Origin of the sequence: Amycolatopsis ultiminotia (assembly GCF_039536925.1) — a bacterium.
In the GTDB taxonomy this organism is placed as follows: Bacteria; Actinomycetota; Actinomycetes; order Mycobacteriales; family Pseudonocardiaceae; genus Amycolatopsis; species Amycolatopsis ultiminotia.
This window is the reverse complement of sequence record NZ_BAAAZN010000007.1, coordinates 193,106-216,250: the sequence shown is the minus strand read 5'-3', so window position 1 is coordinate 216,250 and position 23,145 is coordinate 193,106. Positions and strand designations below refer to the sequence as shown.

General features: G+C 71.3%; 22 protein-coding genes and 2 pseudogenes. 16 read left to right on the top strand and 8 right to left on the bottom strand.

Features of this window, described 5'->3' with window-relative positions; genetic code table 11:
• The first annotated feature begins 97 nt into the window (after positions 1–97).
• Positions 98–1,012 carry an alpha/beta fold hydrolase gene (locus ABD793_RS18280; RefSeq protein ID WP_344861413.1) on the top strand — a complete coding sequence of 305 codons (915 nt, stop codon included), beginning with the start codon at positions 98–100 and terminating at the stop codon, positions 1,010–1,012.
• Here ABD793_RS18280 and ABD793_RS18275 read toward each other — a convergent pair.
• Positions 964–1,617 carry an ArsR/SmtB family transcription factor gene (locus ABD793_RS18275; RefSeq protein WP_344861411.1) on the bottom strand — a complete coding sequence of 218 codons (654 nt, stop codon included), beginning with the start codon at positions 1,615–1,617 and terminating at the stop codon, positions 964–966. The two genes, ABD793_RS18280 and ABD793_RS18275, sit on opposite strands and share 49 nt — an antisense overlap.
• An 83-nt stretch (positions 1,618–1,700) precedes the next feature.
• Here ABD793_RS18275 and ABD793_RS18270 point away from each other — a divergent pair, with 83 nt between their 5' ends.
• The 4 genes from ABD793_RS18270 to ABD793_RS18255 are packed head-to-tail and all read left to right on the top strand — an operon-like array spanning position 1,701 to position 6,743.
• A complete protein-coding gene (locus tag ABD793_RS18270; protein ID WP_344861409.1) occupies positions 1,701–3,059 on the top strand; it encodes an MBL fold metallo-hydrolase in 1,359 nt (452 codons plus the stop codon).
• Complete coding sequence (locus tag ABD793_RS18265) at positions 3,056–4,357, top strand: MFS transporter (protein WP_344861407.1); 1,302 nt, start codon at positions 3,056–3,058, stop codon at positions 4,355–4,357. The genes ABD793_RS18270 and ABD793_RS18265 overlap by 4 nt, the downstream gene beginning before the upstream one ends.
• Positions 4,354–5,517: a cysteine desulfurase family protein gene (locus ABD793_RS18260; protein ID WP_344861405.1), complete on the top strand. Its 1,164-nt coding sequence runs from the start codon at positions 4,354–4,356 to the stop codon at positions 5,515–5,517. The genes ABD793_RS18265 and ABD793_RS18260 overlap by 4 nt, the downstream gene beginning before the upstream one ends.
• Complete coding sequence (locus tag ABD793_RS18255; RefSeq protein WP_344861403.1) at positions 5,517–6,743, top strand: trans-sulfuration enzyme family protein; 1,227 nt, start codon at positions 5,517–5,519, stop codon at positions 6,741–6,743. Before ABD793_RS18260 ends, ABD793_RS18255 begins: the two co-directional genes overlap by 1 nt.
• A 328-nt stretch (positions 6,744–7,071) precedes the next feature.
• On the opposite strand, the gene ABD793_RS18250 is transcribed toward ABD793_RS18255, so the two are convergent.
• The 3 genes and pseudogenes from ABD793_RS18250 to ABD793_RS18240 form a co-directional block, all read right to left on the bottom strand.
• On the bottom strand, positions 7,072–9,135 hold the full coding sequence (locus ABD793_RS18250) for a heavy metal translocating P-type ATPase (RefSeq protein ID WP_344861401.1): 2,064 nt from the start codon (positions 9,133–9,135) through the stop codon (positions 7,072–7,074).
• Positions 9,132–9,494, bottom strand: coding sequence for an ArsR/SmtB family transcription factor (locus tag ABD793_RS18245; RefSeq protein WP_344861399.1), 363 nt, complete (start codon positions 9,492–9,494; stop codon positions 9,132–9,134). Before ABD793_RS18245 ends, ABD793_RS18250 begins: the two co-directional genes overlap by 4 nt.
• A 170-nt stretch (positions 9,495–9,664) precedes the next feature.
• Positions 9,665–10,258: pseudogene (locus tag ABD793_RS18240) on the bottom strand (cadmium resistance transporter).
• Between the two features lie 384 nt (positions 10,259–10,642).
• On the opposite strand from ABD793_RS18240, the gene ABD793_RS18235 reads away from it, so the two are divergent.
• The 5 genes from ABD793_RS18235 to chrA all read left to right on the top strand — a co-directional run bounded on the left by ABD793_RS18235 (position 10,643) and on the right by chrA (position 14,433).
• Positions 10,643–11,041: a MerR family transcriptional regulator gene (locus tag ABD793_RS18235; RefSeq protein ID WP_344861397.1), complete on the top strand. Its 399-nt coding sequence runs from the start codon at positions 10,643–10,645 to the stop codon at positions 11,039–11,041.
• On the top strand, positions 11,038–12,018 hold the full coding sequence (gene merB, locus ABD793_RS18230; protein ID WP_344861395.1) for an organomercurial lyase: 981 nt from the start codon (positions 11,038–11,040) through the stop codon (positions 12,016–12,018). Before ABD793_RS18235 ends, merB begins: the two co-directional genes overlap by 4 nt.
• Positions 12,019–12,251: 233 nt before the next feature.
• Positions 12,252–12,986 carry an arsenate reductase/protein-tyrosine-phosphatase family protein gene (locus tag ABD793_RS18225; protein ID WP_344861393.1) on the top strand — a complete coding sequence of 245 codons (735 nt, stop codon included), beginning with the start codon at positions 12,252–12,254 and terminating at the stop codon, positions 12,984–12,986.
• Positions 12,983–13,198: a hypothetical protein gene (locus tag ABD793_RS18220; protein WP_344861391.1), complete on the top strand. Its 216-nt coding sequence runs from the start codon at positions 12,983–12,985 to the stop codon at positions 13,196–13,198. The genes ABD793_RS18225 and ABD793_RS18220 overlap by 4 nt, the downstream gene beginning before the upstream one ends.
• A gap of 26 nt (positions 13,199–13,224) precedes the next feature.
• Positions 13,225–14,433, top strand: coding sequence for a chromate efflux transporter (chrA, locus tag ABD793_RS18215; RefSeq protein WP_344861390.1), 1,209 nt, complete (start codon positions 13,225–13,227; stop codon positions 14,431–14,433).
• 45 nt (positions 14,434–14,478) lie between these two features.
• Here the strand turns inward: chrA and ABD793_RS18210 are convergent, their stop codons facing one another.
• Positions 14,479–14,883, bottom strand: a complete 405-nt coding sequence (locus ABD793_RS18210) for an ArsR/SmtB family transcription factor (protein WP_344861388.1) — start codon at positions 14,881–14,883, stop codon at positions 14,479–14,481.
• 236 nt (positions 14,884–15,119) lie between these two features.
• On the opposite strand from ABD793_RS18210, the gene ABD793_RS18205 reads away from it, so the two are divergent.
• The 4 genes and pseudogenes from ABD793_RS18205 to ABD793_RS18190 form a co-directional block, all read left to right on the top strand.
• Positions 15,120–15,524: an arsenate reductase ArsC gene (locus ABD793_RS18205; protein ID WP_344861386.1), complete on the top strand. Its 405-nt coding sequence runs from the start codon at positions 15,120–15,122 to the stop codon at positions 15,522–15,524.
• A gap of 28 nt (positions 15,525–15,552) precedes the next feature.
• The gene (gene arsB, locus ABD793_RS18200; protein WP_344861384.1) at positions 15,553–16,641 is read left to right on the top strand and encodes an ACR3 family arsenite efflux transporter; all 1,089 of its coding nucleotides are present in this window, start codon (positions 15,553–15,555) and stop codon (positions 16,639–16,641) included.
• Positions 16,599–17,696: an ArsO family NAD(P)H-dependent flavin-containing monooxygenase gene (locus tag ABD793_RS18195; RefSeq protein WP_344861382.1), complete on the top strand. Its 1,098-nt coding sequence runs from the start codon at positions 16,599–16,601 to the stop codon at positions 17,694–17,696. Before arsB ends, ABD793_RS18195 begins: the two co-directional genes overlap by 43 nt.
• A 72-nt stretch (positions 17,697–17,768) precedes the next feature.
• Positions 17,769–17,840, top strand: a pseudogene (locus ABD793_RS18190) (hypothetical protein); the annotation flags it as partial.
• Between the two features lie 141 nt (positions 17,841–17,981).
• Here the strand turns inward: ABD793_RS18190 and ABD793_RS18185 are convergent.
• From ABD793_RS18185 to ABD793_RS18175, 3 genes are read right to left on the bottom strand one after another with little or no spacing between them, the layout of a single operon-like run.
• On the bottom strand, positions 17,982–19,064 hold the full coding sequence (locus ABD793_RS18185) for a flavin-containing monooxygenase (protein ID WP_344861380.1): 1,083 nt from the start codon (positions 19,062–19,064) through the stop codon (positions 17,982–17,984).
• Positions 19,061–20,266, bottom strand: coding sequence for an MFS transporter (locus ABD793_RS18180; protein WP_344861786.1), 1,206 nt, complete (start codon positions 20,264–20,266; stop codon positions 19,061–19,063). The genes ABD793_RS18185 and ABD793_RS18180 overlap by 4 nt, the downstream gene beginning before the upstream one ends.
• A gap of 14 nt (positions 20,267–20,280) precedes the next feature.
• Positions 20,281–21,621: an NAD(P)-binding domain-containing protein gene (locus ABD793_RS18175; RefSeq protein WP_344861378.1), complete on the bottom strand. Its 1,341-nt coding sequence runs from the start codon at positions 21,619–21,621 to the stop codon at positions 20,281–20,283.
• Between the two features lie 100 nt (positions 21,622–21,721).
• Here ABD793_RS18175 and ABD793_RS18170 point away from each other — a divergent pair, with 100 nt between their 5' ends.
• Positions 21,722–22,561, top strand: a complete 840-nt coding sequence (locus ABD793_RS18170; protein ID WP_344861376.1) for a helix-turn-helix domain-containing GNAT family N-acetyltransferase — start codon at positions 21,722–21,724, stop codon at positions 22,559–22,561.
• Positions 22,562–22,619: 58 nt separating this feature from the next.
• Positions 22,620–23,144 carry a DinB family protein gene (locus ABD793_RS18165; RefSeq protein ID WP_344861374.1) on the top strand — a complete coding sequence of 175 codons (525 nt, stop codon included), beginning with the start codon at positions 22,620–22,622 and terminating at the stop codon, positions 23,142–23,144.
• The last annotated feature ends 1 nt before the right edge of the window (position 23,145 follow it).

The window sequence follows — 23,145 nt, the reverse complement described above, 5'->3', positions numbered from 1 at the left end:
GTACGGGGTAAAGCTATCGACGAGTCTGCCGGGCAGTCGACCCGGGATCAACCTCGGGGTGGAAGCAAGCGAGCGAGATCGTTCGTATGGTTCGGCCATGGCATCGACGCACGACAGCTTCCCCGCGCGAACCGTGGAGCTGGAAGACGGCAGGCGGGTCGCGTTCGAGGAGCGGGGCGACCGCGACGGATTCCCGGTGCTCCGGTTCCACGGCACGCCCGGGTCGCGGTGGGAACAGTTCCCCGGCGAAGAGGCGACGGCCGGACTCGGCGTCCGGCTGATCACCTTCGACCGTCCCGGCTACGGCCGCTCCGACCCGCGGCCGGACCGGACGCTGCTCGACGTCGCCGGCGATGCCGAGCAGCTGGCGGATGCTCTCGGTGTCGACGCGTTCGCCGTGACGGGGATGTCCGGCGGTGCGCCCTTCGCGCTCGCGACGGCATGGTCCTATCCGGACCGAGTGACCGCGGCGGCACTCACGTGCGGCATCGGACCCCTCGACCGGCCGGGCGCGTTGGAGGGCATGCACGCGCCGAACGCGCGCGAATTCTCGTGTGCGGCACAGGAGCCGGAGCGGTTGGAGAACCTTCTCTCCGACGGGAGCCTGGCGGCGGACTTGCCTGCGGAGGAGGTGCGGGCATTCGGCGAGATCGACGGGCTCGGCGAAGCGCTGGCACCAGGCTTGGCCGAGGCGGCCCGGCAAGGCTGGGTCGGGGTGCTCGCGGACGACCTGGCATTCGTGCGACCGTGGGGATTCGACCTGGCCGCGATCACCGTCCCGGTGTCGCTGTGGCACGGCGACCGCGATTCGCTGGTCCCGTTCCACCACGCCGAACACCTCGCGGCACAGATCCCGGGCGCGACCCTGCACCGCTGCCGGGGCGAGGGGCACCTCGCGATGTTCGGCCGTCAGGAGGAAGCGCTGGCGAGTCTGCTCCCGCGGCTGATCCGCGGGGGTTGCCGTCAGGTGGCGACGGGCAGGTCGGCCAGTCGCCATTCGAGCATGCCGTAGGCGAGCCGCCGGGCCGGCCGGCCGCGGGCGGTCAGCAGCCGGACCGCGTCGTGGGCGAGCACGCAGTAGGCTCCGCGGCAGTAGGCGACTATCTCCTGATCGGAGGGGAGCTCGGCCAATCGCGCGGCGAGTTCCTCGAACGGAACGGAGACTGCGCCGGGAATGTGCCCTGCGGTGTATTCCTCGGCGGGCCGGACGTCGATCACGGTGGCCTGGCCGGTACGGACGCGGTGCAGCAGCTCCTCACGGGTCACTTCGTCGATGTCCGGTCCCAAGTAGGCCGCGCGGGCGGGCTCCACGTCGGAGAGATGCTCGCTGGCCACGCTGCGCACCAAGGCGTAGAGGGAAGCGACATCGCCACCGGAGAGCCGGTAGTGGATCTTGGTTCCTTCGCGGCGGGTCGCCACCAGTCCGGTCTGCTTGAGGGTCTGCAGGTGCGCTGAGGCGGTGCTCAACCCCAGTTCCGCGGCCCGCGCCAGTGAATCGACCGTCCGCTCGCCCTGTGCCAGCAGATCCAGCAGCTCGAGTCGCTTGCCGCTGCTCAGCGCCTTGCCGACGCGGGCGAACTGCTCGAACAACGCGGTCTTCGCGCCTCGCTCACCCATCGTTCTCCAATCATCCTTGGAATAATGTAGAACGGAACCCGTGCGGGCAACCCGTCCCGCCCGCGAAGCCAGGGAGGTGCCGGGTGAGCACGGTCGAGATCGTTCCGTTCGTCGACGAAGGACTGGGCAACTCCGCCTACCTGCTGGATCTCGGCGATGGCCGCGCGATGGTGGTCGACGTCAGTCTCGACTTGCGTGCGACCTCCACCGCAGTCCGGCGCCGCGGGCTGACGGTGGCGTTCGCCGCTGACACCCACCTGCACGCCGACTTCCTTTCCGGCGCCCGCCAGCTGTCGGCCACCGAGGGCACGCAAGTGCTGGCCTCGGCGGCTGGCCACCGCGAGTTCGCGCACAACGGTCTGCGCGACGGTGACGAGGTCGACCTCGGCGGGCTGCGGCTGCGCGCATTGGGCACGCCGGGTCATACCCATGAGCACCTGTCGTTCCTGCTGCTGGACGGCGACAAGCCGGTCGGCGTGTTCACCGGTGGCTCGCTGCTGGTGGGCGCGGCTGCCAGGACAGACCTCGTCTCGCCCGAGCAGACCGAGGCGCTGGCCCGCGCCCAGTACGCGTCGCTGCGGCGACTGGCCGCGCTGCCGGACAATGTGGCGGTGTGGCCCACCCACGGCGCGGGTTCGTTCTGTTCCGCCCCGCCGGGCGCGGAACCCACCAGCACGATCGGCCAGGAGAAGACCACCAACCCGCTGCTGAGTGCCGCCGACGAGGACTCCTTCGTCACCGCGCTGCTCGGGTCGCTGGGCAGCTTCCCGCCGTACTTCCTGCGCCTGGGCGAGATCAACCGCCGCGGACCCGGCGTGTTCGACCAGCCTCCGGCGCTGACCGGCCTGGACGTCGCCCAGACGCGATCGCTGCTCGCCGATGGCGCGCTGCTGGTGGACGTGCGACCGGTGGCGGACTTCGCCGCCGCGCACGTGCCGGGCGCGTTGTCCATCCCGCTGCGGCCGGTGTTCGCGTCCTGGCTCGGGTGGCTCGTCCCGCCCGACCGGCCGCTGGTCATGCTGCGCAACCCCGATCAGGATCCGGCGGAGATCGCCTGGCAGGCCACCAAGATCGGCTACACCAACCTCGCGGGGGAGCTCACCGGCGGCCTGGCCGCGTGGGTCGCTGACGAGCAACCGACGACTACGACCCGGCTTGTCGGACCCGGCGACGTCGGTTCGCCGGTGCTGGACATCCGGCAGAGCCCGGAGTTCGCTGCCGGACACCTGCCCGGCGCACTGCATCTCGAACTCGGCGACGTGTCCCGCCGGGCGACCGAGGTGCCGCACGGGCCGCTGGTGGTGATGTGCGGACACGGCGAGCGCGCGATGGGCGCGGTCAGCCTGCTCGAACAAGCCGGCCACCGCGACCTCGCCGTGCTGACCGGCGGCCCCGACGACTGGGCGGCGGCCACCGGTCGCCGGCTGGAGACCGGAACGTGAGCGTCGCTGGCGGGCTTCGGTTGGGGATTCGCGCCAACCTGGCCCAGTTCAGCCTGCTGGTCGCGGTCAACGCCTTGGTCGGCGGCGAACTCGGCCAGGAACGCACCGTGCTTCCGCTGCTGGCCGAACAAACCTTCCACCTGACCGGCTACACCTTCCTGCTCACCTACGTGCTCGCCTTCGGCATCACCAAGGCCGCGACCAACTACGTCGCCGGCGCCTTTTCCGACCGCTACGGCCGCAAGCCGGTGCTGCTGGCGGGGTGGCTGATCGCGCTCCCGGTGCCGCTGATGTTGATCTGGGCGCCGTCGTGGGGCTGGGTCGTGGCCGCCAACGTCCTGCTCGGGGTCAACCAGGGCCTGACCTGGTCCACCACCGTGATCATGAAGATCGACCTCGCCGGACCGGCCCGCCGCGGCCTGGCGATGGGCCTGAACGAGGCCGCCGGGTACATCGCGGTCGCGGTGACCGCGCTGGCCACCGGCTACCTCGCCGCCCGCTACGGACTGCGGCCGGCGCCGTTCCTGCTCGGCCTGGCCTACGCTGCCCTCGCCCTCGGCCTGGCCACGTTCGCCGTCCGCGAGACCCGCGAGCACGCCCGGCTCGAAGCCGCCCAGCACACCGCCCGCGCCGACGGGCGCCACGATCACCTCCACGCTGGCCTGACCGACAACCAGGTCTTCGCGCACACCAGCCTGCGCGAACCCGCCTTGTCCGCGGCCAGCCAGGCCGGCATGGTGAACAACCTCAACGACGGCCTCGCCTGGGGCCTGTTCCCCATCCTGTTCGCGACCGCCGGGCTGTCGGTGGCCCGGATCGGGATCCTCGCCGCGCTCTACCCCGCGGTGTGGGGGCTCGGGCAGCTGGTCACGGGGCCGCTGTCGGACCGTTGGGGCCGCAAACACCTGATCACCGCTGGCATGCTCGTCCAAGCCGTAGCCCTTGCCCTCATCGCGGTCGCCGACGTGTTCGCGGTGTGGGCGGTGGCGGCGGTGGTGCTGGGCGTCGGGACCGCGCTGGTCTATCCGACGTTGCTCGCCACGATCGGCGACGTTGCCCACCCGGCGTGGCGCGCCCGCGCGGTCGGGGTCTACCGGCTCTGGCGTGACGGTGGCTTCGCCGTCGGCGCTCTGCTCGCCGGCATCGTGGCGGACCTCTGGGGCCTGCGCGCGGCGGTGTGGGTGGTCGCCGCGATCACCGCCGCCTCCGGGCTGATCGTGGCGATCTGCATGTACGAAACACATCCACCAGCCAACCGCAGCACCACCGCCCCGGCGCGGGAGAAAGGCGCATCGTGACCGTCCCCAGTGGACTCGCCGAGGGTCCGATCTACCTTGACTACAACGCCACCACCCCGATCGACCCGGCCGTCGTCGAGGCGATGCTGCCGTACCTGACCGGCGGGTTCGGCAATCCCTCCAGCGACCACCACTACGGCGTCGCGCCCGGCGCGGCGCTGGAGCATGCCCGCGGCCAGGTCGCCGCCCTGGTCGGCGCACGGGACGGGCGGATCGTGTTCACCGGATCCGGCTCCGAGGCCGACAACCTCGCCCTGCGCGGCGTGGTCCTGGCCGCCGAAACCGACCGGCCGCACGTGATCACCCAGACCATCGAGCACCCCGCCGTCCTGCAAGCGTGCCAAGCGTTGCGGCGCCACCACGGCGTCGAGGTGACCTACCTGCCCGTCGACGCCGACGGCGTGGTCGACCCTGCCGCCCTGGCCGCCGCGTTCACCGACCGCACCGTGCTGGTGTCGATCATGGCCGCCAACAACGAAACCGGTGCCCTGCAACCGATCGCCGAACTCGCCCGCGTCACCCATGAGCACGGCGCGGTGTTCCACTGCGATGCCGCCCAGGCCGTCGGGAAGATCCCGCTCGACGTGACCGATCTCGACGTGGACCTGCTCACCGTGGTCGGGCACAAGATGTACGCACCCAAAGGCATCGCCGCCCTCTACGTGCGCCCCGGCCTGACGCTGGAACCTCTGGTGTACGGCGGCGGGCAGGAACACGGCCTGCGCGCCGGGACCGAGAACGTCGCCTTCGCCGTCGCACTGGGCACCGCAGCCAAGCTTGCGTCCGCCGATCTCGCGGCAGGCGGACACCGCCGCGTCCAAGACCTGCGGGACCGCCTGCACGACCAGCTCACCAAGCGCCTGCCTGGTCGGGTGCTGCTCAACGGACCCGCGGCGGCGCGGCTGCCGAACACGCTCAACATCAGCATCCGCGGCGTGACCGGGCACAGCCTGCTCGCCGCGATGCCGGGCATCGCCGCGTCGACCGGCTCGGCCTGCCACGCCGGCAACCACCAGCCCTCGCCGGTACTGACCGCGATGGGCCTGGATACCGACCGGAGTATGTCCGCACTGCGGCTCTCTCTCGGCCGCTGGAGCACCCCCGCCGACGTCGACCGCGCCACCGACTTGATCACGACCGCAACAGGAAGCAGGGATTGATGACTGAGCCGAAGGTGACCACCACGCCCGCGCAGCCGCGGCCCGGCTTGTCCACCCGGTGTGTGCACGCCGGCGACGTCCGCGATCCACAAGGCGCCATCCACCCACCGCTCTACGGGCACTCCACCTTCGCCTTCAACTCCACCGCGGACCTGCTCGACGTTGTCGAGGGCCGCACCGAGGGCAACCTCTACACCCGCTACGGCCTCAACCCCACCATCCGCGCCCTGGAACGCAAACTTGCCGACCTCGAAGACGCCGAGACCGCACTGGCGTTCGGGTCCGGCATGGCGGCCGAAGCCGCGACTTTCCTGTCGCACATCAAAACCGGTGAACACATCGTGTGCCTGGGCGACGTCTACGGCGGCACCTTCGAACTGCTCGGCGAGAACCTGCCCCGCCTCGGGATCGAAACCACCTTCCTCACCGCCGGCGAAGTCGACCGGCTCCCGGACGTGCTCACCGACCGCACCCGGATCGTGTTCTTCGAAACCCCGTCCAACCCCGGCCTCGACGTCTTCGACATCGCCGCGATCACCACCCACGCGCACCAGGTCGGTGCGCTGGTCGTGGTGGACAACACCTTCGCCACCCCGGTCAACCAGAACCCGCTGCACCACGGCGCCGACCTGGTCATCCACTCCGCCACCAAGTACCTCGGCGGGCACAGCGACCTGACCGCCGGAGCTGTCGCCGGCCCCGCCGAGCTCCTCGCCCCGATCGCCGGCTGGCGCAAGAACCTCGGCCAGGTCATCGCCCCCGAGATCGCGTCCCTGCTCGCCCGCAGCATCCGCACCCTGGTCGTCCGGGTCCGCGCCCAGAACACCGCCGCCACCGCCGTCGCCGAGTTCCTGGCCGACCACTCCCGCGTGGCCAAGGTCAATCACCCCAGCCTGGCCGCCGGAGACCAGGCCGCCGTCGTCAAAGCGCAGATGCGCGGCCACGGCGGGATGCTCAGCTTCCTCGTCGATGGCGACGCCGCAGCCACCGCGGCCGTGGTCGACCGGCTGCGCGTGTTCAGCATCGCGGCCAGCCTCGGCGGCGCGGAAAGCCTGGTCACCCAGCCCATCACCACCACCCACCACGGCCTCGATCCGGCCGAACGCGCCCGCCGCGGCATCGCCGACAGCATGGTCCGCCTGTCCGTCGGCCTCGAAGACGCCGACGATCTCATCGCAGACTTGGCCCAGGCCCTCGACGGCACGGTCGTACCCAGCGGCGGGTGATCGCCCGGACAACAGCATCGAGACAGTTCAGCCTCGCATTGGTAGCCGTCGCTGGGTGGGCAGAGCAGCAGCCGTCGACTCGGATCACCTGGCTGCCGCGCCGCGGCGCGGTCAGCGCAGCGTTCGGCGGCGGCACCGCGGATCAGCTTCCGGGTGACGAACTGCGGTGGGCTTTGCTGCGTGAGCTCGCCGGCAGTGATCGGCGGGTCGGCTAGCTCATCACCGCTGTCGCGCAGCGATCAAGCTGCGTATGCGGTTTCTCTGTAACGGTCGTCGATTCGAGTACGCCGTCGAGCTGAAACGTGAGGACGGTGAAAACGGGCTGCCGTCATGGCCGGCGGATCGTCAGCGGCAACGACGTTGCCGTAGTGCTCGTGGCAGCGTTCGTGGCAGGAGCGCAGCAAGCACACCCGTCGCTGTTCTCTGTCGCTGTGGCAAGCGGAATCTGTTGCGGGGAAAGCGATTTGGGTTTCGCCGCACCGGCGAGAGGACGCAGACGTCCGGCGCGGACGCCGTTGCCGATGACGAAGACTTCGGCGAGTTCGTGGATGAGCACGACAGTGGCCAGGCCGAGGACGCCCAGCGCGGCGAGCGGCACGAGAGTGAGCACGATCGCCGCGGACAGTCCGATGTTCTGCAGCATGATCAGCCGGGCGCGGCGGGCGTGGGCCAGGGCTTGGGGCAGGTGACGGAGGTCGGTGCCCATCAGGGCGACGTCGGCGGTGTCGATGGCGACATCGGTGCCCATGGCGCCCATGGTGATGCCGACGTCGGCGGTGGCCAGCGCTGGAGCGTCGTTGACGCCGTCGCCGATCATCGCGACCGCACCCCGGTGCCGTGTGCGGAGCTGTTCGATGAGCGCGGCTTTGTCGGCGGGATGCAGTTCGGCGTGCACGTCGGTGATGCCGGCCTGCGCGGCCAGCGCGGTGGCGGTGCGGATGTTGTCGCCGGTGAGCATGGTGACCGACACCCCCGCCGCGCGCAGCGCGGTGACCGTCTCGACCGCTTCGGGGCGCAGTTCGTCGCGGATGGCGATGAGTCCCAGCACGGTGCCACCGTGTTCGACGACGGCGACGGTCGAGCCCGCGTCCTGCAGGCGACTCACCTCGTCCGGTAACGCCTCCGGCTGGATCCAGCCGGGTTTCCCCAGCCGCGCGGGACGGCCCTCGACCGTGCCCTCCAGACCGGCACCGGGCACAGTCGACACATCGTGTGCCGCACCCGGTTCTGGTGCGGCGGCGAGGATCGCGGCGGCGAGCGGGTGTTCGCTGCGGGCTTCGAGCGCGGCGGCCACCGCGAGTACCTGGTCGGTGCCGGTACCGTCGGCGGCCACGATGTCGGTGACGACCGGTCGGTTGCGGGTCAGGGTGCCGGTCTTGTCGAGCGCGACTGCGCGGACCGCGCCGAGGGTTTCCAGGGCGGCGCCGCCCTTGACCAGCACGCCGAGGCGGCTGGCGGCGCCGACCGCGGAGATCACGGTGACCGGCACTGAGATCGCCAGCGCGCACGGCGCCGCGGCGACCAGCACAACCAGCGCCCGTTCGATCCAGGTCGCCGGATCGCCCAGCAGTGCGCCGAGTCCGGCGATGAGCGCGGCGAGGACCATGATCGCAGGCACCAGCGGGCGGGCGATGCGGTCGGCGAGACGCTGGCGGGCGCCCTTGCGCTGTTGTGCGTCCTCGACGATGCGCACGACCTTGGCCAGCGAGTTGTCCTCGACCGTGGCGGTGGTCTCGATCATGAGCACGCCGTTGGCATTGATGGACCCGGCGAACACCACGTCGCCCGGTCCGGTCTCGACGGGCATCGACTCGCCGGTGATTGCCGAGGTGTCCATTGAGGACCGGCCTTCGCGGACGATGCCGTCGCTGGCGACGCGTTCCCCGGCGCGCACCACCATTCGATCGCCGACACGCAATTCATCCGGTGTGATCGTGGTCTGGACGCCGCCGTGCAGCACGGTGATCTGGGTGGGCACCAGGGCCAGCAGGGCGCGCAGGCCGCGGCGGGTACGGGCGAGTGAATAGTCTTCGAGGGCTTCGCTGATGGAGAACAGGAATGCCAGTGCGGCGGCTTCGGCGAACTGGCCGAGGACCAGCGCGCCGGCCAGGGCGATGGTCATCAGGGTGCCGACCCCGATCCGCCGCTTCCCCAGGGCACGCAGAGTGCCGGGCACGAACGTCCAGCCCCCGATCGCCGCTGCCAGGAGGTGCAGCACGACACTGACGATGTGCCAGCCGACGAGTTGGGCGAGGAAACCCGCGCCCAGCAGGATTCCCGCGACGGCGGCCAACTGGAGTTCGCGCACCTGCCAGAGCCGCTGCGGAGTGCCGCCGTCGTCGTGCGTGTCGTCGTGGCCGTGCTCATCTGGCCCGCAGCAAGCGTCACTCATGCCAGCTCTCCGGTCACCGGGACGCCGACAGCGGCGCCGAGCAAGAGGTGTCCGGTCTGGTTGAGCCGGTACATGACCAGCTTCCCGTCCCGGCGTGAGTCGACCAGCCCCGCCGAGCGCAGTTGCCGGAGATGATGCGACACCAAGCCCTGAGCGGCGCCGACAATCCAGGCCAGGTCGCACACGCACAGCTCATCGCCGACATGCAGGGCGTGCGCGATCCGGAACCGGGTCGGATCACCCAGCGCGCGCAGCCGCTCGGCACGCACGGTGACCTGCTCCGCCGCGGGCAGGGCGGCTCGCAGGGACTCGGCGTGGTCGAAGTCGATGCACAACAGCTCGCAGCGGTCGTCGCTCATATGCTCAATCTAACGTGTGTAGATATGTTCGGGCAATCGTGACGGGTGGCGCATCCGCATCGGCGGCGCGGTCGAGACGCAGGCGGCTCGGATCGGCGCGGGCGGCTTCGCCGCGGGGATCAGCTCGCCGCACAAGTTCTCGGCACTGCGGTGGTCGGGCCAGATGCGGGTCAGAGCCCGAACGCGCCGCCTTCGATGAGGATCAGGAGGCCGATCCCGACCAGTACGACCGGGAGCACGACGTGGCCCCAGCGCGCCAGCGCGCGGGCGACCACCGGCCGGGCGGCGAAAAACCGGCCGACCACGCACCAGACCGCAACAAGAGCGAGGAAGACCGCGGCGAACACAACCAGTCCGCCGGTTCAGGCGGTGGCGAAGACCGGCACGTACACGCCGATGTTGTCGCCGCCGTTGGCGAAAGTGACAGCCGCGACGGCCAGTACCGCCGGGCCGTTTCCAGTCTTGGCCAGCTCGTCGTCAGCGTGGCGCTCGCGCCATGCCTGCCATGCCGCCCGGAGGCCGAGCAGCAGCGGCATCAGCCCGAGGTAGGGGACCGCCTTGTCCGGAAGCAGGCCCGCGCCGAGCGCCCCGACGATCGAGGTGGCCAGGATCGCGGCGAACCCCAGGTACTGCCCGGCCACCACGTGCACGGCGGCCCGGCGATCGTCGCCGGCCTGACCGAAGAACAGGGCCAGAATCACGAGGTCGTCGACGTTGGTCACCGCGAACATGCCGACGGCCTGCCCGGCCTGCCCCAGCACCATCCTGGATCCCCCGTCCTCGCTCGCCACCGTAGGAACCTACGGGCCGGTGCTACCAGGCCGGTCGGATGGCAGGGCGATAGGACCGATGCGCCGTCGGCCAGATCATTCCGGCGGTGCACTTGGCGGGCCTGCGCTGCGCGCGGTGGCTGCAGCGGCGCGCGGTTCGGCGTCACGACGAGCGCCATCCGTCGCCGGGCGCACGACTGCGCGGCGGGATCAACGTCGTTCGGGAAGCGGTGATCCGGAAGGGCTGGCACAGGCGCGGCAGGCTGGGCGCCATGCTGCGCCGACTCGACCGGCACCTGCCGTAACGATATCGGCATCGCTCGCCTTGACCCTGTACCGGGGTACAGGGTTCATGCTGGTGAGGTGCGAACGAGTCAGTTGGCCGCGCAGGCCGGGGTGAACACCGAGACGCTGCGCTACTACGAGCGTCGCGGCCTGTTGCCTGAGCCGGATCGCACCGTGTCGGGATATCGCGCGTACACCTCCGCCGCGGTTCGGACGGTGCGGTTCATCAAACGCGCCCAGCGACTCGGTTTCACTCTCGACGAAATCGCGGAGTTGCTGCACCTGGCCGACGGCGGCCCCGACAGCTGTGACTCGGTCCGGTCGATGGCAGGGGCCCGGGTCGCCGATCTGGAGCGCCGCATCGTCGAACTGCAGGCCATGCGCGACGCACTGGGCCGTCTCGCCGGCACCTGCGACAAGCCCCGCGAACAACGGGAGTGCCCGATCCTGCACGCGATAGCCCTCGACGCCCCACCGGGAGAAACATTGTGATCACGACCGACTCGACGGGGCGATCCCCGGTCGATCCTCGCGACGGCGCTTCGGGAGTGCGCGTCGAACTGCTGTCCGCGCCCGGTTGCCCGAACGTCGCCGCGACCCGCCAGATACTCGTGGACTGCCTGGCCGAACTCGGCCTGTCCACGCGCCTGATCGAGCGCGTCGGCCGCTACCGGTCGCCGACCGTCCTGATCGACGGCGTCGACGTCATGAGCCCGGCAGCAGGCGACCGCGTCAGCGGAGATGCCTGCCGGCTTGATCTGCCGAGCCGGGACCGGGTGCTCACCGCGCTCGCCGCGATCCGCACCGGGCGCAGCAGACCGCTCACCCTGGACTCGCTGCGCGACGCGGCGCGAGACGGCACCGCGGCGCGCGCGGCTGCGCTCCCCGGCACCGTTCGTGATCTGCACCGCGAGGTGCTTCGCGCGTTCCTGACCACCGGTCGGGCACCAGGCCCGGCGGAGCTTCAGTCGATCGGCGACGCGGTCGGGGCGAGCCTGCCGGAAGCGTTGCGCCGCCTCGGCGAACTCGACTTGGTCCATTGTGGACAGGACGGGCGGGTCCGGGTGGCGTACCCGTTCTCCGGCGAGCCGACCGGGCACGTCGTGCAGCTGCCGGATTCGCCGGCGACAGATGCCATGTGCGCCATCGACGCCCTGGGCATTGCACTCATGACCGACCAGGACGCGGTGGTCACCAGCACCGACCCCTCGACGGGACAGGCTATCTGCGTGCGGCGGCGTGATCGGGGATGGCTGTGGGAACCGGCTGCCACGGTCGTGCTGCTCGCGCAGGCCGTCCGGGCCGGAATCGCGGCCGAGTGCCTGTGCCCGTCGATCACCTTCCACATCGACCATGACCACGCCCGCCGCTACCTGTTGCAGCATCCGGAACTTCGGGGCTCGATTCTCGGCCAGCGGGACGCAGTCGAGATCGCCCGCTTGTCCTTCGGCTCGCTCTTGACCGGATAGCCGTTCACGCCGGGGTTCTCCCGCGATTGCCGTGCCGGGCAACTTCCGGACGCTGCCCGCGCGAGCCGAAACCGGGGCAGGATGGGACATCCGAGGCCACTGTCGTCGTGCTCGTCTATGAACGCAGGTCATTCACGAAGGCCTGAACTAATTCCGGCGAGGGGGGACCCGGAGGCAACGCTCCCCTCCGGGGGTCTAGATGCATCAAACTAGGTTGATGTATTGTCCGTCGCGTGCCGACTGCTGAACCGTCCGAACCGCCGCCCTTCGTGCGGCTGGCCGGCGACCCGCTGCGCTGGCGGCTGATGCGCGAACTGGCGCAGAGCGACCGCAGGGTCCGGGAGCTGGTCGAGGTGGTCGGCCAGCCGCAGAACCTGGTGTCCTACCACCTGGGGAAGCTGCGTGCGGCGGAGCTGGTCACCGCGCGGCGAAGCAGTTTCGACGGGCGCGACACCTACTACCACCTCGATCTGCGGCGCTGTGCTGATGCGTTGACTGAGGCGGGGAGTGCGCTGCACCCCAGCCTCGGCGGACCGCGCACCGACCGGAAACCGGTTAAGCCGCGCGTGCTGTTCCTCTGCACTGGCAACAGCGGACGGTCGCCGATGGCTGCGGCGCTGCTGCGCCACCGCACGGGGGCAGAGGCGGTCAGCGCGGGCAGCCATCCCAAGCCGCTGCGCCCGGAGGCGGTGCGGGCGATGGCCGAGTACGGCATCTCGCTCGCCCACGAGCCGACGCACCTGGACGCGTTCCGGCAGCGGCGTTTCCACTGGGTGATCAGCCTGTGCGACCGGGTTCGCGAGGTCTGCCCGGAGTTTCCCGGCCGTCCCCGGACGATCCACTGGAGCATTCCCGACCCGGCGCGGGACGCGGACGGCTACCCGGCCTTTCGCCGTGTTGCCGCGGAACTCGACACCCGGATCGGATTCCTGATGGCAACCATTCCCGAAGAAGCGAGCCGAGCATGACCACGGAGCTGGTGAGCGTGCGGTATCTGGTCGGCGACGTCGAACCGTTCGTCGGCTTCCGCACCGCAAAACTCGGCTTCACGATTCAGCTGAATGTGCGTAAGGCCGGTGTTGAGTTCCGCCGGGACATCGTCACCGGCCCCGGAGGCCGCCAGCCCGTGTTCGAGGACGCGGCAGGCAATCCGGTCGAAGCGTTCCAGCCCGCCGTCTGATGACGCCGAACCCCGAGCAGGAGCCGATGTCCGACCACCCCGGGTCCACGTCCGAACCGGCCGCTGCCGACGTCGTGCCGAGCCTCGGCACGGTCCTGAAAGAATGGGGCCGGATCGGGTGCATCGGGTTCGGCGGGCCACCGACGCACATCGCCCTGCTCCGCGCATTGTGCGTGCAGCGGCGGAAGTGGTTGTCGGAGCAGGAGTTCGAGGACGCGATCGCGGCCTGCAACCTGCTGCCCGGCCCGGCGTCCACCCAGCTCGCGATCTTCATTGCCTGGCGGGTGCGCGGCCGCGTGGGCGCGCTGGTCGGCGGCGCCGCGTTCATCGTGCCCGGCCTCGCCGTCATCCTCGCGCTGGCCGGCTTGTTCCTCAGCGGCTCCCAGCCGGCCTGGGTCCGCGGCGCGGGCGCCGGAGCCGGTGCCGCAGTGGCGGCGGTCGCCGTGCACGCCGGAGCAGGCCTGCTCCCGGCCGGCTGGCGTCGCGCGGCGAAGACGAGCAGGGTCCGCTGGAGTCTCTACGTCCTTGCGGGCGGCGCGGCGGCTGCGACGCTGGGGCCGTGGCTCGTCCTTGTCTTGCTCGGTTGCGGCGCCATCGAACTCACCGTGTACCGCGCTCGACGTGGCGGCTCGGGGCCGGCGTTGCTCGCCGTGCCAGCCAAACCGCTGGCCGCCGCGGCGGCGGGCGTCGCCGGGGCTGGGGTGTTCCTGTCGGTCGCGTGGGTGGCGCTGAAGGTCGGGGCACTGTCCTATGGCGGCGGCTTCGTGATCATCCCGCTCATGCAGAACGACGCGGTCAACAACTACCACTGGATGACGGGCGGCCAGTTCCTCAACGCGGTCGCGCTCGGCCAGATCACCCCCGGCCCTGTCGTGCACACCGTCGCGGTGCTCGGCTACGCCGCAGCGGGACTGCCCGGCGGCATCCTCGCCGCGGTCGTCGCGTTCTGCCCTTCCTTCGCCTTCATCCTGTTCGGCGCCCGCCACTTCGACCGGCTGCGCGGCAACCAGCACGTGCGGGCGTTCCTGGACGGCGCAGGCCCCGCCGCGGTCGGGGCGATTCTCGGATCGGCTGTCCCGCTGGCTCTCAGCCTGACCCAGCTCTGGCAGTACGCCGTCCTGGCCGGCGCCGCGATCCTGTTGCTGGCGCTCAAACGCGGAGTCGTCACCACACTGCTCCTCGGCGCAGCCGCAGGATCGCTGCTCGCGATCGCCGGAGCCGCGATCCCGCACTGACAGATCGGCTCTGCGGCAAAGCCAGCGGCCCGAACGGCAGACCGGTCAGCAGCGGCCGGAGCGGCTTGCGTCCTCGACGGTGGCGATCCGGTCGACGAGCGGGCCACCCGTGTCCAGCAGCGTCCGGAGGCCCTCCAGGGGTTCGGGGACGAGCCGGTACCAGCTCCAGGTGCCGCGGCGTTCGCGGGTGAGCAGCCCCGCGGAGACCAGGACGCGCAGATGGTGGCTGAGCGTGGGCTGGGGCATCGCGAACTCTTCGGCGAGGTCGCAGAAGCAGGCTTCGCCGCCGGGCGAGTGGCGGATCAGGGAGACGAGCCGGATGCGCAGCGGGTCGCCCAGCGCCTTGAACAACGGCGCGGCCCGCTCGGCGTCGGCATCGGCGACGACCGCGGCCGGTTCGGCCAGCAGCAGCGTGACGGGGGTCGGAGTGTGCCGGTGTTCGGCAGCCATTCGTCCTCCCGTCGTTCGGTGTGCCGTATTCGACCATACTCGCTGGATTGACAAAGTTCGATCCAATCGAGTTCACTTGCATTGAGAGAAATCGATCCAAGGGGTTGGGGGGTGCCAGACGGGCAGCCGCTGGCGGCGGTGCGGCGCATCCGCTACGACCTCGACGCCCGCGTGCGCGGCGAGCTGACCGCGTGACCCTCGTGCCCGCTGTTTCCCTTGTGGAGAAAGGAATTCCTGTGCCGCGAGTTCCGGAAGTGCTGTTCGTGTGCGTGCACAACGCCGGCCGTTCCCAGATGGCCGCGGCGCTGCTGGCGCACCACGGCCTGGGGCGGGTCGCAGCCCGCTCGGCCGGGTCGGAACCGGCGGAGAAGGTGAACCCGGCCGCCGCGCAGGCGCTGGCCGAATGGGGCCTGGACATCACCGCGGAGATCCCGACGAAGCTCTCCGCCGAGGACGTCGAGACCTCGGACGTGGTGATCACGATGGGCTGCGGCGACAGCTGCCCGGTGTTCCCGGGCAAGCGCTACCTCGACTGGGCGCTGGACGACCCGGCGGGCAAGGGCGTGGACGCGGTGCGCCCGATCCGCGACGAGATCGACCGCCGGGTCCGCGGCCTGCTGGCCGAACTGCTCGACGCCTGAACCCACGCTGCTGCGAGGAGAATCCCCAGTGACTCAGACCGCCGACGAGCCCGCGTCCGCCGAGGGCGACGTTCTGCACAAGCTCTCGTTCCTGGACCGGTTCCTGCCGGTGTGGATCATCGTCGCGATGGCCGCCGGACTCGGCCTGGGCAGCGTCGTGCCCGGACTGGCGAGCGTGCTGGACGCGGTGAAGATCGGGCAGGTGTCGCTGCCGATCGCGCTCGGACTGCTGCTGATGATGTACCCGGTGCTGGCGAAAGTCCGCTACGACAAGCTCGACACCGTCACCCGCGACACCCGCACGCTGGTGCTGTCGCTGGTGCTGAACTGGATCGTCGGCCCGGCGCTGATGTTCGCCCTGGCGTGGCTGCTGCTGCCGGACCTGCCCGAGTACCGCACCGGGCTGATCATCGTCGGCCTCGCCCGCTGCATCGCGATGGTGATCATATGGAACGACCTCGCCTGCGGCGACCGCGAAGCCGCCGCAGTTTTGGTCGCGCTGAACTCGGTGTTCCAGGTGATCATGTTCGGCGTGCTGGGCTGGTTCTACCTCGACCTGCTGCCCGGCTGGCTCGGCCTCGACACGGCCAGCATCTCCTTCTCCCCGTGGGAGATCGCGCTGGCTGTGGTCATCTTCCTCGGCATCCCGCTGGCGGCCGGGTACCTGTCGCGGCGCATCGGCGAACGCACCCGCGGCCGCGAGTGGTACGAGGGGAAGTTCCTGCCGAAGATCGGGCCGGTCGCGTTGTACGGGCTGCTGTTCACGATCGTGGTGCTGTTTGCGCTGCAGGGCGACAACATCACCTCCCGCCCGCTGGACGTCGCCCGGATCGCGCTGCCCTTGCTGGCGTACTTCGCGATCATGTGGGGCGGCGGCTACCTGCTCGGCAAGGCGTCGGGCCTGTCGTATGCGCGGACGACGACGCTGGCGTTCACCGCGGCGGGCAACAACTTCGAACTCGCGATCGCGGTCGCGATCGGCGTGTTCGGCGTGACCTCCGGCCAAGCCCTGGCAGGGGTGGTCGGGCCGCTGATCGAGGTCCCGGTGCTGGTCGCGCTCGTATACGTGAGTCTGTGGCTGCGCAAACGCTGGCACGCCAACGCATCCCGGACGTGAACCGCGCACAGGTCGTGGTGATCGGCGGCGGGCAGGCCGGGCTCGCCGCCGGGTTCTATCTGCGCCGTGCCGGGCTGGACTTCGTGATCCTCGACGCCCAGGCCGATCCGGGCGGGGCGTGGCGGCACGGGTGGGAGTCGCTGCGGCTGTTCTCCCCGGCCCGCTACAGCGCCCTGCCCGGCTGGCCGATGCCGCCCCACGCCGGAGACGGCTATCCGCCCGCTGCGCATGTCGTGGACTACTTGGCCGCGTACGAGAAGCGCTACGCCCTGCCTATCGTACGCGGCGAGACGGTCACCTGCGTCGTCCGCGACGGCGACCGGTTGCAGGTCGTCACCGACGCCGCGACGTGGGAAGCGGCGGCGGTGATCTCGGCGACCGGGACGTGGTGGCGGCCGTTCCTGCCGCTGGTCCCCGGCGAGTTCGCCGGTCGGCAGCTGCACACCGTCGACTACGACGGTCCCGCCGCGTTCGCCGGGCAGCGGGTCGTGGTGGTCGGCGGCGGCAACTCCGGCGCGCAGATCGCCGCCGATCTCGCCCCGGTCGCCACGGTGACGTGGGCGACGCGGCGGCCGCCGCGATTCCTGCCCGACGACGTCGACGGCCGCGCCCTGTTCGACCTGGCCAGCCGCCGCGCCCGCGCCCTCGCCGCCGGGAACGAGGATCCGGGCGGGGTCGGGAGCCTGGGCGACATCGTCGCAGTCCCGCCGGTCCGCGCCGCCCGCGACGCCGGGCTCCCGCGGCGGCGGCCGATGTTCGCGCGCCTGGCCGCGGACTGTCCGGTGTGGAGCGACGGCAGCCGCCTCTCCACCGACGCGGTGGTGTGGTGCACCGGATTCCGGCCCGCGCTCGGGCACCTCGCCCCGCTCGGGCTGCGCACCGCGGGCGGAGCGATCCGCACCGACGGCACCCGCGCCCTGGACGAGCCGCGGCTGCACCTGCTCGGCTACGGCGACTGGACAGGCCCCGGTTCGGCCACCCTCGCCGGAGTCGGCACGACCGCCCGCGCAGCCGCCGCTGACCTCGCGGCCCGCCTCGACGCGGCACCCGCGTGATCCCGGGGCTCCGCGTTGTCCGCCGAGCAGGCGGGATCGTTCGCGGCCGGGTTCACAGCGCTGGGCGATCCGATGCGGCTACTGTCGCTGATCTGCACCGCCGGGGACACTTCGGCCGGCGAGTTGGCGGCGGCGTTCACGCTGACCGGCCCGACCATCTCCCACCGCCTGAAGGTGCTGCGCGAGGCCGGGCTGGTCGACTCCGACGGGTGTACGGCACCTCGATCCGCTACCGGCCCCGCGAACACGCCCTGGCCGCGTTGTCGGGGCTGCTGGACGTCCGGCTCAGCTGACCGGCTGGCAGCAGCGCCGCCGCGCCGGTACGGCTGTGTCGATCAGCCGGTCGACGAGGTAGGCGGCGTCGCGGCCGACGCCGCGCAGCGTGGCGGAGGCGAAGCTGCGCTGCCATTCCAGCCCGACGTAGCCGAGCCCGGGCACCGTGGTGGACAACCCTTTCCGCTGCACGGGGAGCCCGTCCCGCAACGCCCCGGTTCCGTCCAGATAGGACAGTCCGGGCCGGAACCCGGTCGCGAGAATGACGGCGTCGGCGCGCTCGCGGGTGCCGTCGGGCCAGCACACACTGTCGCCCTCGATGCGGGTGAACATGCGCCGCTGGTCGGGGCGTCCGGCGGCGATCGCGGCGCGGTAGCGGCCGGGGTCGGCCACGGGCGTGGCGGGCGGGGCGGACAGGAGGTGTCCGACGGGCAGGTGGTCGAGGCCCAATACGGCGGTCCACCAGTGCGCGTCGCGGCCGAGCGGGCGTTGCGGGGCGAAGCGGATCGGGGCGCGGGTGGCGAGGGTGACGCGGGACTGTTCCGCGAGTTCGGCGGCGATCTGCACGGCGGAGTTCCCGGCACCGACGACGATGACCCGCTGCCCCGCGAACGGTGCGGGGTTGCGGTACTGGCTGGAGTGCAGGACGGTCCCGGCGAAACCGTCGAGCCCGGGCAGGGCGGGAATGCGGGGCTGGCTGAACCCGCCGGTCGCGGCGATGACAGCGGGTGCGGCGAAGGTGTCGCCGTGCTCGGTGCGGACAGTGAAGCCGTCGCGGTCGCGGGTGACGGCAGTGGCGCGGTGGCGGGTGCGGATGTCGGCGTCGAGCGCGGCGGCGTAGCGGCGCAGGTAGGCGACGACCTCGTCCCGGTGGGGGTAGCGCTCGGGGTCGCCGGGGAAGGGGCAGCCGGGCAGGCTGCTGTAGCGGGCGGGGGAGAACAGGGTGAGGCTGTCGTAGTAGCGCGGCCAGGACCCGACCGGTTCGGGTCCGGCTTCCAGCACGAGCGGCCGCAGGCCTTTCGCGCGGAGGGCGTAAGCGGCGGCGAGGCCGGACTGGCCGCCGCCGAGGACGATCGCGTGCGGGTCTTCGGTCATGGTGTGCTCCGGGTCGGGGTGACGGTCAGGGCGAGGATCGCGGCGGCGAGGTTGACGGCGGCGAGGGCGAGGAAAGCGGGACGGTAGCTGCCGAACACTGCGGCGAGGGCGGACCCGGCGAACGGTGCGAGCGCCATCGTGACGGTCATCGGTGCGGAGAGCAGTCCGTTGAGGCGGCCATAGTGCGCCGGGCCCCAGCGGTCGGTGATCGCGGTGGCCTGCAGCAAGGTGAACACCCCGCGCGCCATCCCTGCCACGACCGAGGCTGCGATCAGCGCGACGGTGGTGGTGAGCAGGCTCAGCAGGACGGTGGTCAGCGACGTCGCGGCGAGGACGGCGGCGGTGCGGACGCGGACGCCGGTGCGGCGGGAGAGCGCGGCGTAGCCGAGACGGCCGAGGACTTGCCCGGCACCGCCGAGGCCGAGCGCGAGCGCGGCCGTGCCGGGGCTGATCCCGCGTTCGAGCAGCAGCGGCACCAGGTTCACCACGACGGCGAACACGGAGAACGCCGCCAGGCTCAGCGTCGCCACCAAGATCCGGAACCCGCTGCTGCGCGCGATCCGCGCCGGATCCCCGTGGAGATGCTCGTGTCGTGCGGGCTCGGCCGGCGGCCACGGGCCGCGCAGTCCCCACCAGTGCCCGGGGATCGTGATCGCGGCGAGGATCGCCAGCAGCACCAGATAGGTGTGCCGCCAATCCAGGTGCGCGGCCAGCAATGCGGTGAGCGGCGCGAACACGGTGCTCGCCAGCCCGGCGACCAGGGTGAGAGTGGTGAGTGCCGGGACGCGGCGCGGGCCGTGCCAGCGGGTCAACGCAGCGAACGCGGGCGGATAGAGCACCGCGCTCATCGCGAGCCCGGCGAGCGCCCAGGCCGCGAGGAACCACGCGAGGTTCTGCGCGGTCGCGACCATCACCACCGCCGGGACCGCCAGCAGTGACCCGACAGTCATCAACGCCCGCGGGCCGTGCCGGTCCAGCCACCGGCCCACCCCGATCCCGGCCACCGCGGACACCAGCTGCGCGCCGGAGAGGGCTGCGATCACCGCGGTCGCGGGCCAGCCGGTGTCGCGGCTGATGTCCGGGGCCAGCACGGGAAACGCGTAGTAGAGCACGCCCCAGCTGGTGATCTCGGTGAGGCAGAGGACGGCCAGCACCCGGCGCAGCCCGGACACTGGCAGTGTCGCGGGCCGCGCCGAGGTCATGTCCGCCACGTCGGTCAGCTCCGGGAGCGCGACGGCGCGGCCAGCGTCAGTGCCTCCGCTTCAGCCGGACCGCAACACCCGCCCGAGTCGGCCTGTGTGCCTGGGTCGTCGAACAGCCCGGCCCCGCCGCACACGCCCGTCTCGGCGAGGACCAGCTCCACCCGCCCTGCGGCGTCGTGGTCGCCGGCGAGTTCGGCGGCGATGCTGCGGACCTGTTCGTAGCCGGTCATCGCGAGGAACGTCGGCGCGCGGCCGTAGCTTTTCATCCCGGCCAGGTAGAACCCGGTCTCCGGGTGCGTCAGTTCCTTTGCTCCGTGCGGATACACCGTCCCGCACGAATGCACGTTCGGATCGACCAGCGGCGCCAGCCGCACCGGGGCCTGCAGAGTCGGATCGAGTTCCAGCCGGATCTCCGACAGCCACCCCAGGTCCGGGCGGAACCCGGTCAACGCCACGACTTCGTCCACATCGGACAATCGCTGCCCGTTCGCCGACACCAGGCTCAACCGGCCCGTCTCGTCGCGCTCCACGGTCTCGGTGCGGAACCCGGTCACCACCGACACCAGCCCCGCCTCCACCGCTTCCCTCGCGCGCGTGCCCAGCGCGCCGCGAGCGGGGAGCTGGTCGGCGTCGCCGCCGCCGAAGGCGGTGCCGATCCCGCCGCGGCGCAGCACCCAGCTGATCCGCGTCGCCGGATCCTCGGCCGCCAGCCCGGACAACGCCACCAATGCCGTCAGCGCCGAATGCCCGCTGCCCGCCACCGCGATGTGCCGCCCGGCATACCGCGCCCGCACCCCCGGATCGGCCAGATCCGGGACCCGGTAAGCGATCCGGTCGAACGCGGCCTGTTCGCCGATCGCGGGCAAACCCTCGCCGCCCAGCGGGTTCGGGCCGCCCCACGTCCCGGACGCGTCGATCACCGCGGACGCCAGCAGCCGCTCCTCGCCCTCGGCGGTGCGCACGTGCACCGAGAACGGCTCGCCCTCGCGGCCGCTGTCGACCACCCGGTCCCGGCCCCGCCTCGCCACCCCGACCACCTCGGCCCCGAACCGCACCCGCGACCCCAACACCTCCGCCAGCGGCCGCAGATACGACTCTGCCCACTCCCGCCCCGTCGGATACCCCGACCCGTCCGGCCGGACCCATCCGGTCGGCTCCAGCAGACGCCCGCCCGCAGGGTCGACCAGCTCCGACCACGCCGAGAACAACCGGACGTGATGCCACGCCGCCACCGCCGCGCCCGCGCGCTCGCCGCGTTCCAGCACCAGCGGCTCCAGACCCTGCTCCAGCAGCTGCGCCGCCGCGGCCAGCCCCACCGGGCCCGCACCCACCACCACGACCGGGTACTCGCTCATCCCAACCCCTGATTCATCGATCGGATTCGATTAACGAGGCAGACTGTATCGACCGGAATCGATGTATGCAACCATCGATTCCGGTCGATACACTGTGCGCATGCCGATCGCGCTGCCCCAGGCCCAGGTTCTGCCCGCCGCGGACGCCGCCACCTACGCCGAGTGGTTCGCCTGCCTCGCGGAACCTGTTCGCGTGCGGCTGCTGCACGCGGTCGCGACCAGCCCCAGCGGCGTCACGGTCGGCTCGCTCACCGGCATCCTCGGCACCAGCCAATCCACGACCTCCCATCATGTGCGCAAGCTCGCGGACGTCGGGTTCGTGCACCTGGAGAAGGTCGGCACCGCCACCGTTGTCACCGTGAACGGAGCCTGCTGCGCCGGTCTCCCGCACGCCGCCGACGCCGTCATGGGCATGCTCGGCCCTCGCCCCTGCTGCGCGGACAACGTGCCGGCCGACGTCACCATCCGCGCCTTGGAAGCCGGGGACTGGACCGCCGTGCGGCGGATCTACGGCGAAGGCATCGCCACCGGCACCGGCACCTTCGACACCGCCGTCCCCACCCGCAAAGCCCTCGACGCGAAGTGGCTGCCCGAACACCGGTGGGTCGCCGAACTCAGCGGTCAGGTCGTCGGCTGGGCCGCCGCCAGTCCCGTATCCGACCGCGACTGCTACTCCGGCGTCGCCGAAACCTCCGTCTGCATCGCCGAGGAACACCGTGGCCGCGGCGTCGGGAAAGCGTTGCTGCGCAAGCAAGTCGCGGCCGCCGACGACGCCGGACTCTGGACCCTGCAAACCTCGATTTTTACCGAGAACCGCGCCGGCCTCGCCCTGCACCACTCCGTCGGCTACCGCACCGTCGGCGTCCGCGAACGCATCGCCCAGCGCGACGGCACCTGGCATGACACGGTCGTCCTCGAACGCCGCAGCCCTGTCAACTGACCGGCCGACGGAGCATCCGCCGCTGGATTTCCTGCGGGTCGGGGCGGACACTGAACGGGTGGACAGGCAGGCCGTTCACGACGAGATGGAGCGTGCTCGCATCGAGTTTCACCGGCTTCTCGACCAGGCGAGCGACGCGGACCTGCGCCGCGCCAGCAACGGGACCCGCTGGACCAATCGCGAACTGCTGTTCCACATGCTGCTCGGCTACCTGATCGGCTGGGCACTGCGGAACCTGGTCGCACTGTTCAACCGGCTCCCTGCCAGCGTCGGCAAGCGCTACGCACAGGCCCTGAACGCCGTGACCGTCCCCTTCGACGCCGTGAACTACGTCGGCTCACGCCTCGGCGGGAACCTCCTGAAACGTCGGGGGATGGCAGCTGTTGCAGACCGGGCGATCGCGCGTCTGCACCAGCGACTCGACCGGGAAACCGAGGCCGGCCTCGCCCGGACGATGCACTTCCCGACCCGCTGGGACCCGTACTTCCGCGACCGCATGTCACTGGCCGACGTCTACCGGTTCCCGACTCAGCACTTCGACCACCACGCACGACAGCTCACGCTGCACTCCGGCTCCGAGTAAC

What these genes read in the sequence shown, in the direction of transcription:
- ABD793_RS18275 (WP_344861411.1), bottom strand. Translation starts at nt 1,617, where the DNA reads ATGGGTGAGCGAGGCGCGAAGACCGCGTTGTTCGAGCAGTTCGCCCGC.
- chrA (WP_344861390.1), top strand. Translation starts at nt 13,225, where the DNA reads ATGTCCGACCACCCCGGGTCCACGTCCGAACCGGCCGCTGCCGACGTC.
- ABD793_RS18245 (WP_344861399.1), bottom strand. Translation starts at nt 9,494, where the DNA reads ATGAGCGACGACCGCTGCGAGCTGTTGTGCATCGACTTCGACCACGCC.
- ABD793_RS18185 (WP_344861380.1), bottom strand. Translation starts at nt 19,064, where the DNA reads ATGACCGAAGACCCGCACGCGATCGTCCTCGGCGGCGGCCAGTCCGGC.
- ABD793_RS18220 (WP_344861391.1), top strand. Translation starts at nt 12,983, where the DNA reads ATGACCACGGAGCTGGTGAGCGTGCGGTATCTGGTCGGCGACGTCGAA.
- ABD793_RS18255 (WP_344861403.1), top strand. Translation starts at nt 5,517, where the DNA reads ATGACTGAGCCGAAGGTGACCACCACGCCCGCGCAGCCGCGGCCCGGC.
- ABD793_RS18180 (WP_344861786.1), bottom strand. Translation starts at nt 20,266, where the DNA reads ATGACCTCGGCGCGGCCCGCGACACTGCCAGTGTCCGGGCTGCGCCGG.
- ABD793_RS18175 (WP_344861378.1), bottom strand. Translation starts at nt 21,621, where the DNA reads ATGAGCGAGTACCCGGTCGTGGTGGTGGGTGCGGGCCCGGTGGGGCTG.
- ABD793_RS18250 (WP_344861401.1), bottom strand. Translation starts at nt 9,135, where the DNA reads ATGAGTGACGCTTGCTGCGGGCCAGATGAGCACGGCCACGACGACACG.
- ABD793_RS18170 (WP_344861376.1), top strand. Translation starts at nt 21,722, where the DNA reads ATGCCGATCGCGCTGCCCCAGGCCCAGGTTCTGCCCGCCGCGGACGCC.
- ABD793_RS18210 (WP_344861388.1), bottom strand. Translation starts at nt 14,883, where the DNA reads ATGGCTGCCGAACACCGGCACACTCCGACCCCCGTCACGCTGCTGCTG.
- ABD793_RS18280 (WP_344861413.1), top strand. Translation starts at nt 98, where the DNA reads ATGGCATCGACGCACGACAGCTTCCCCGCGCGAACCGTGGAGCTGGAA.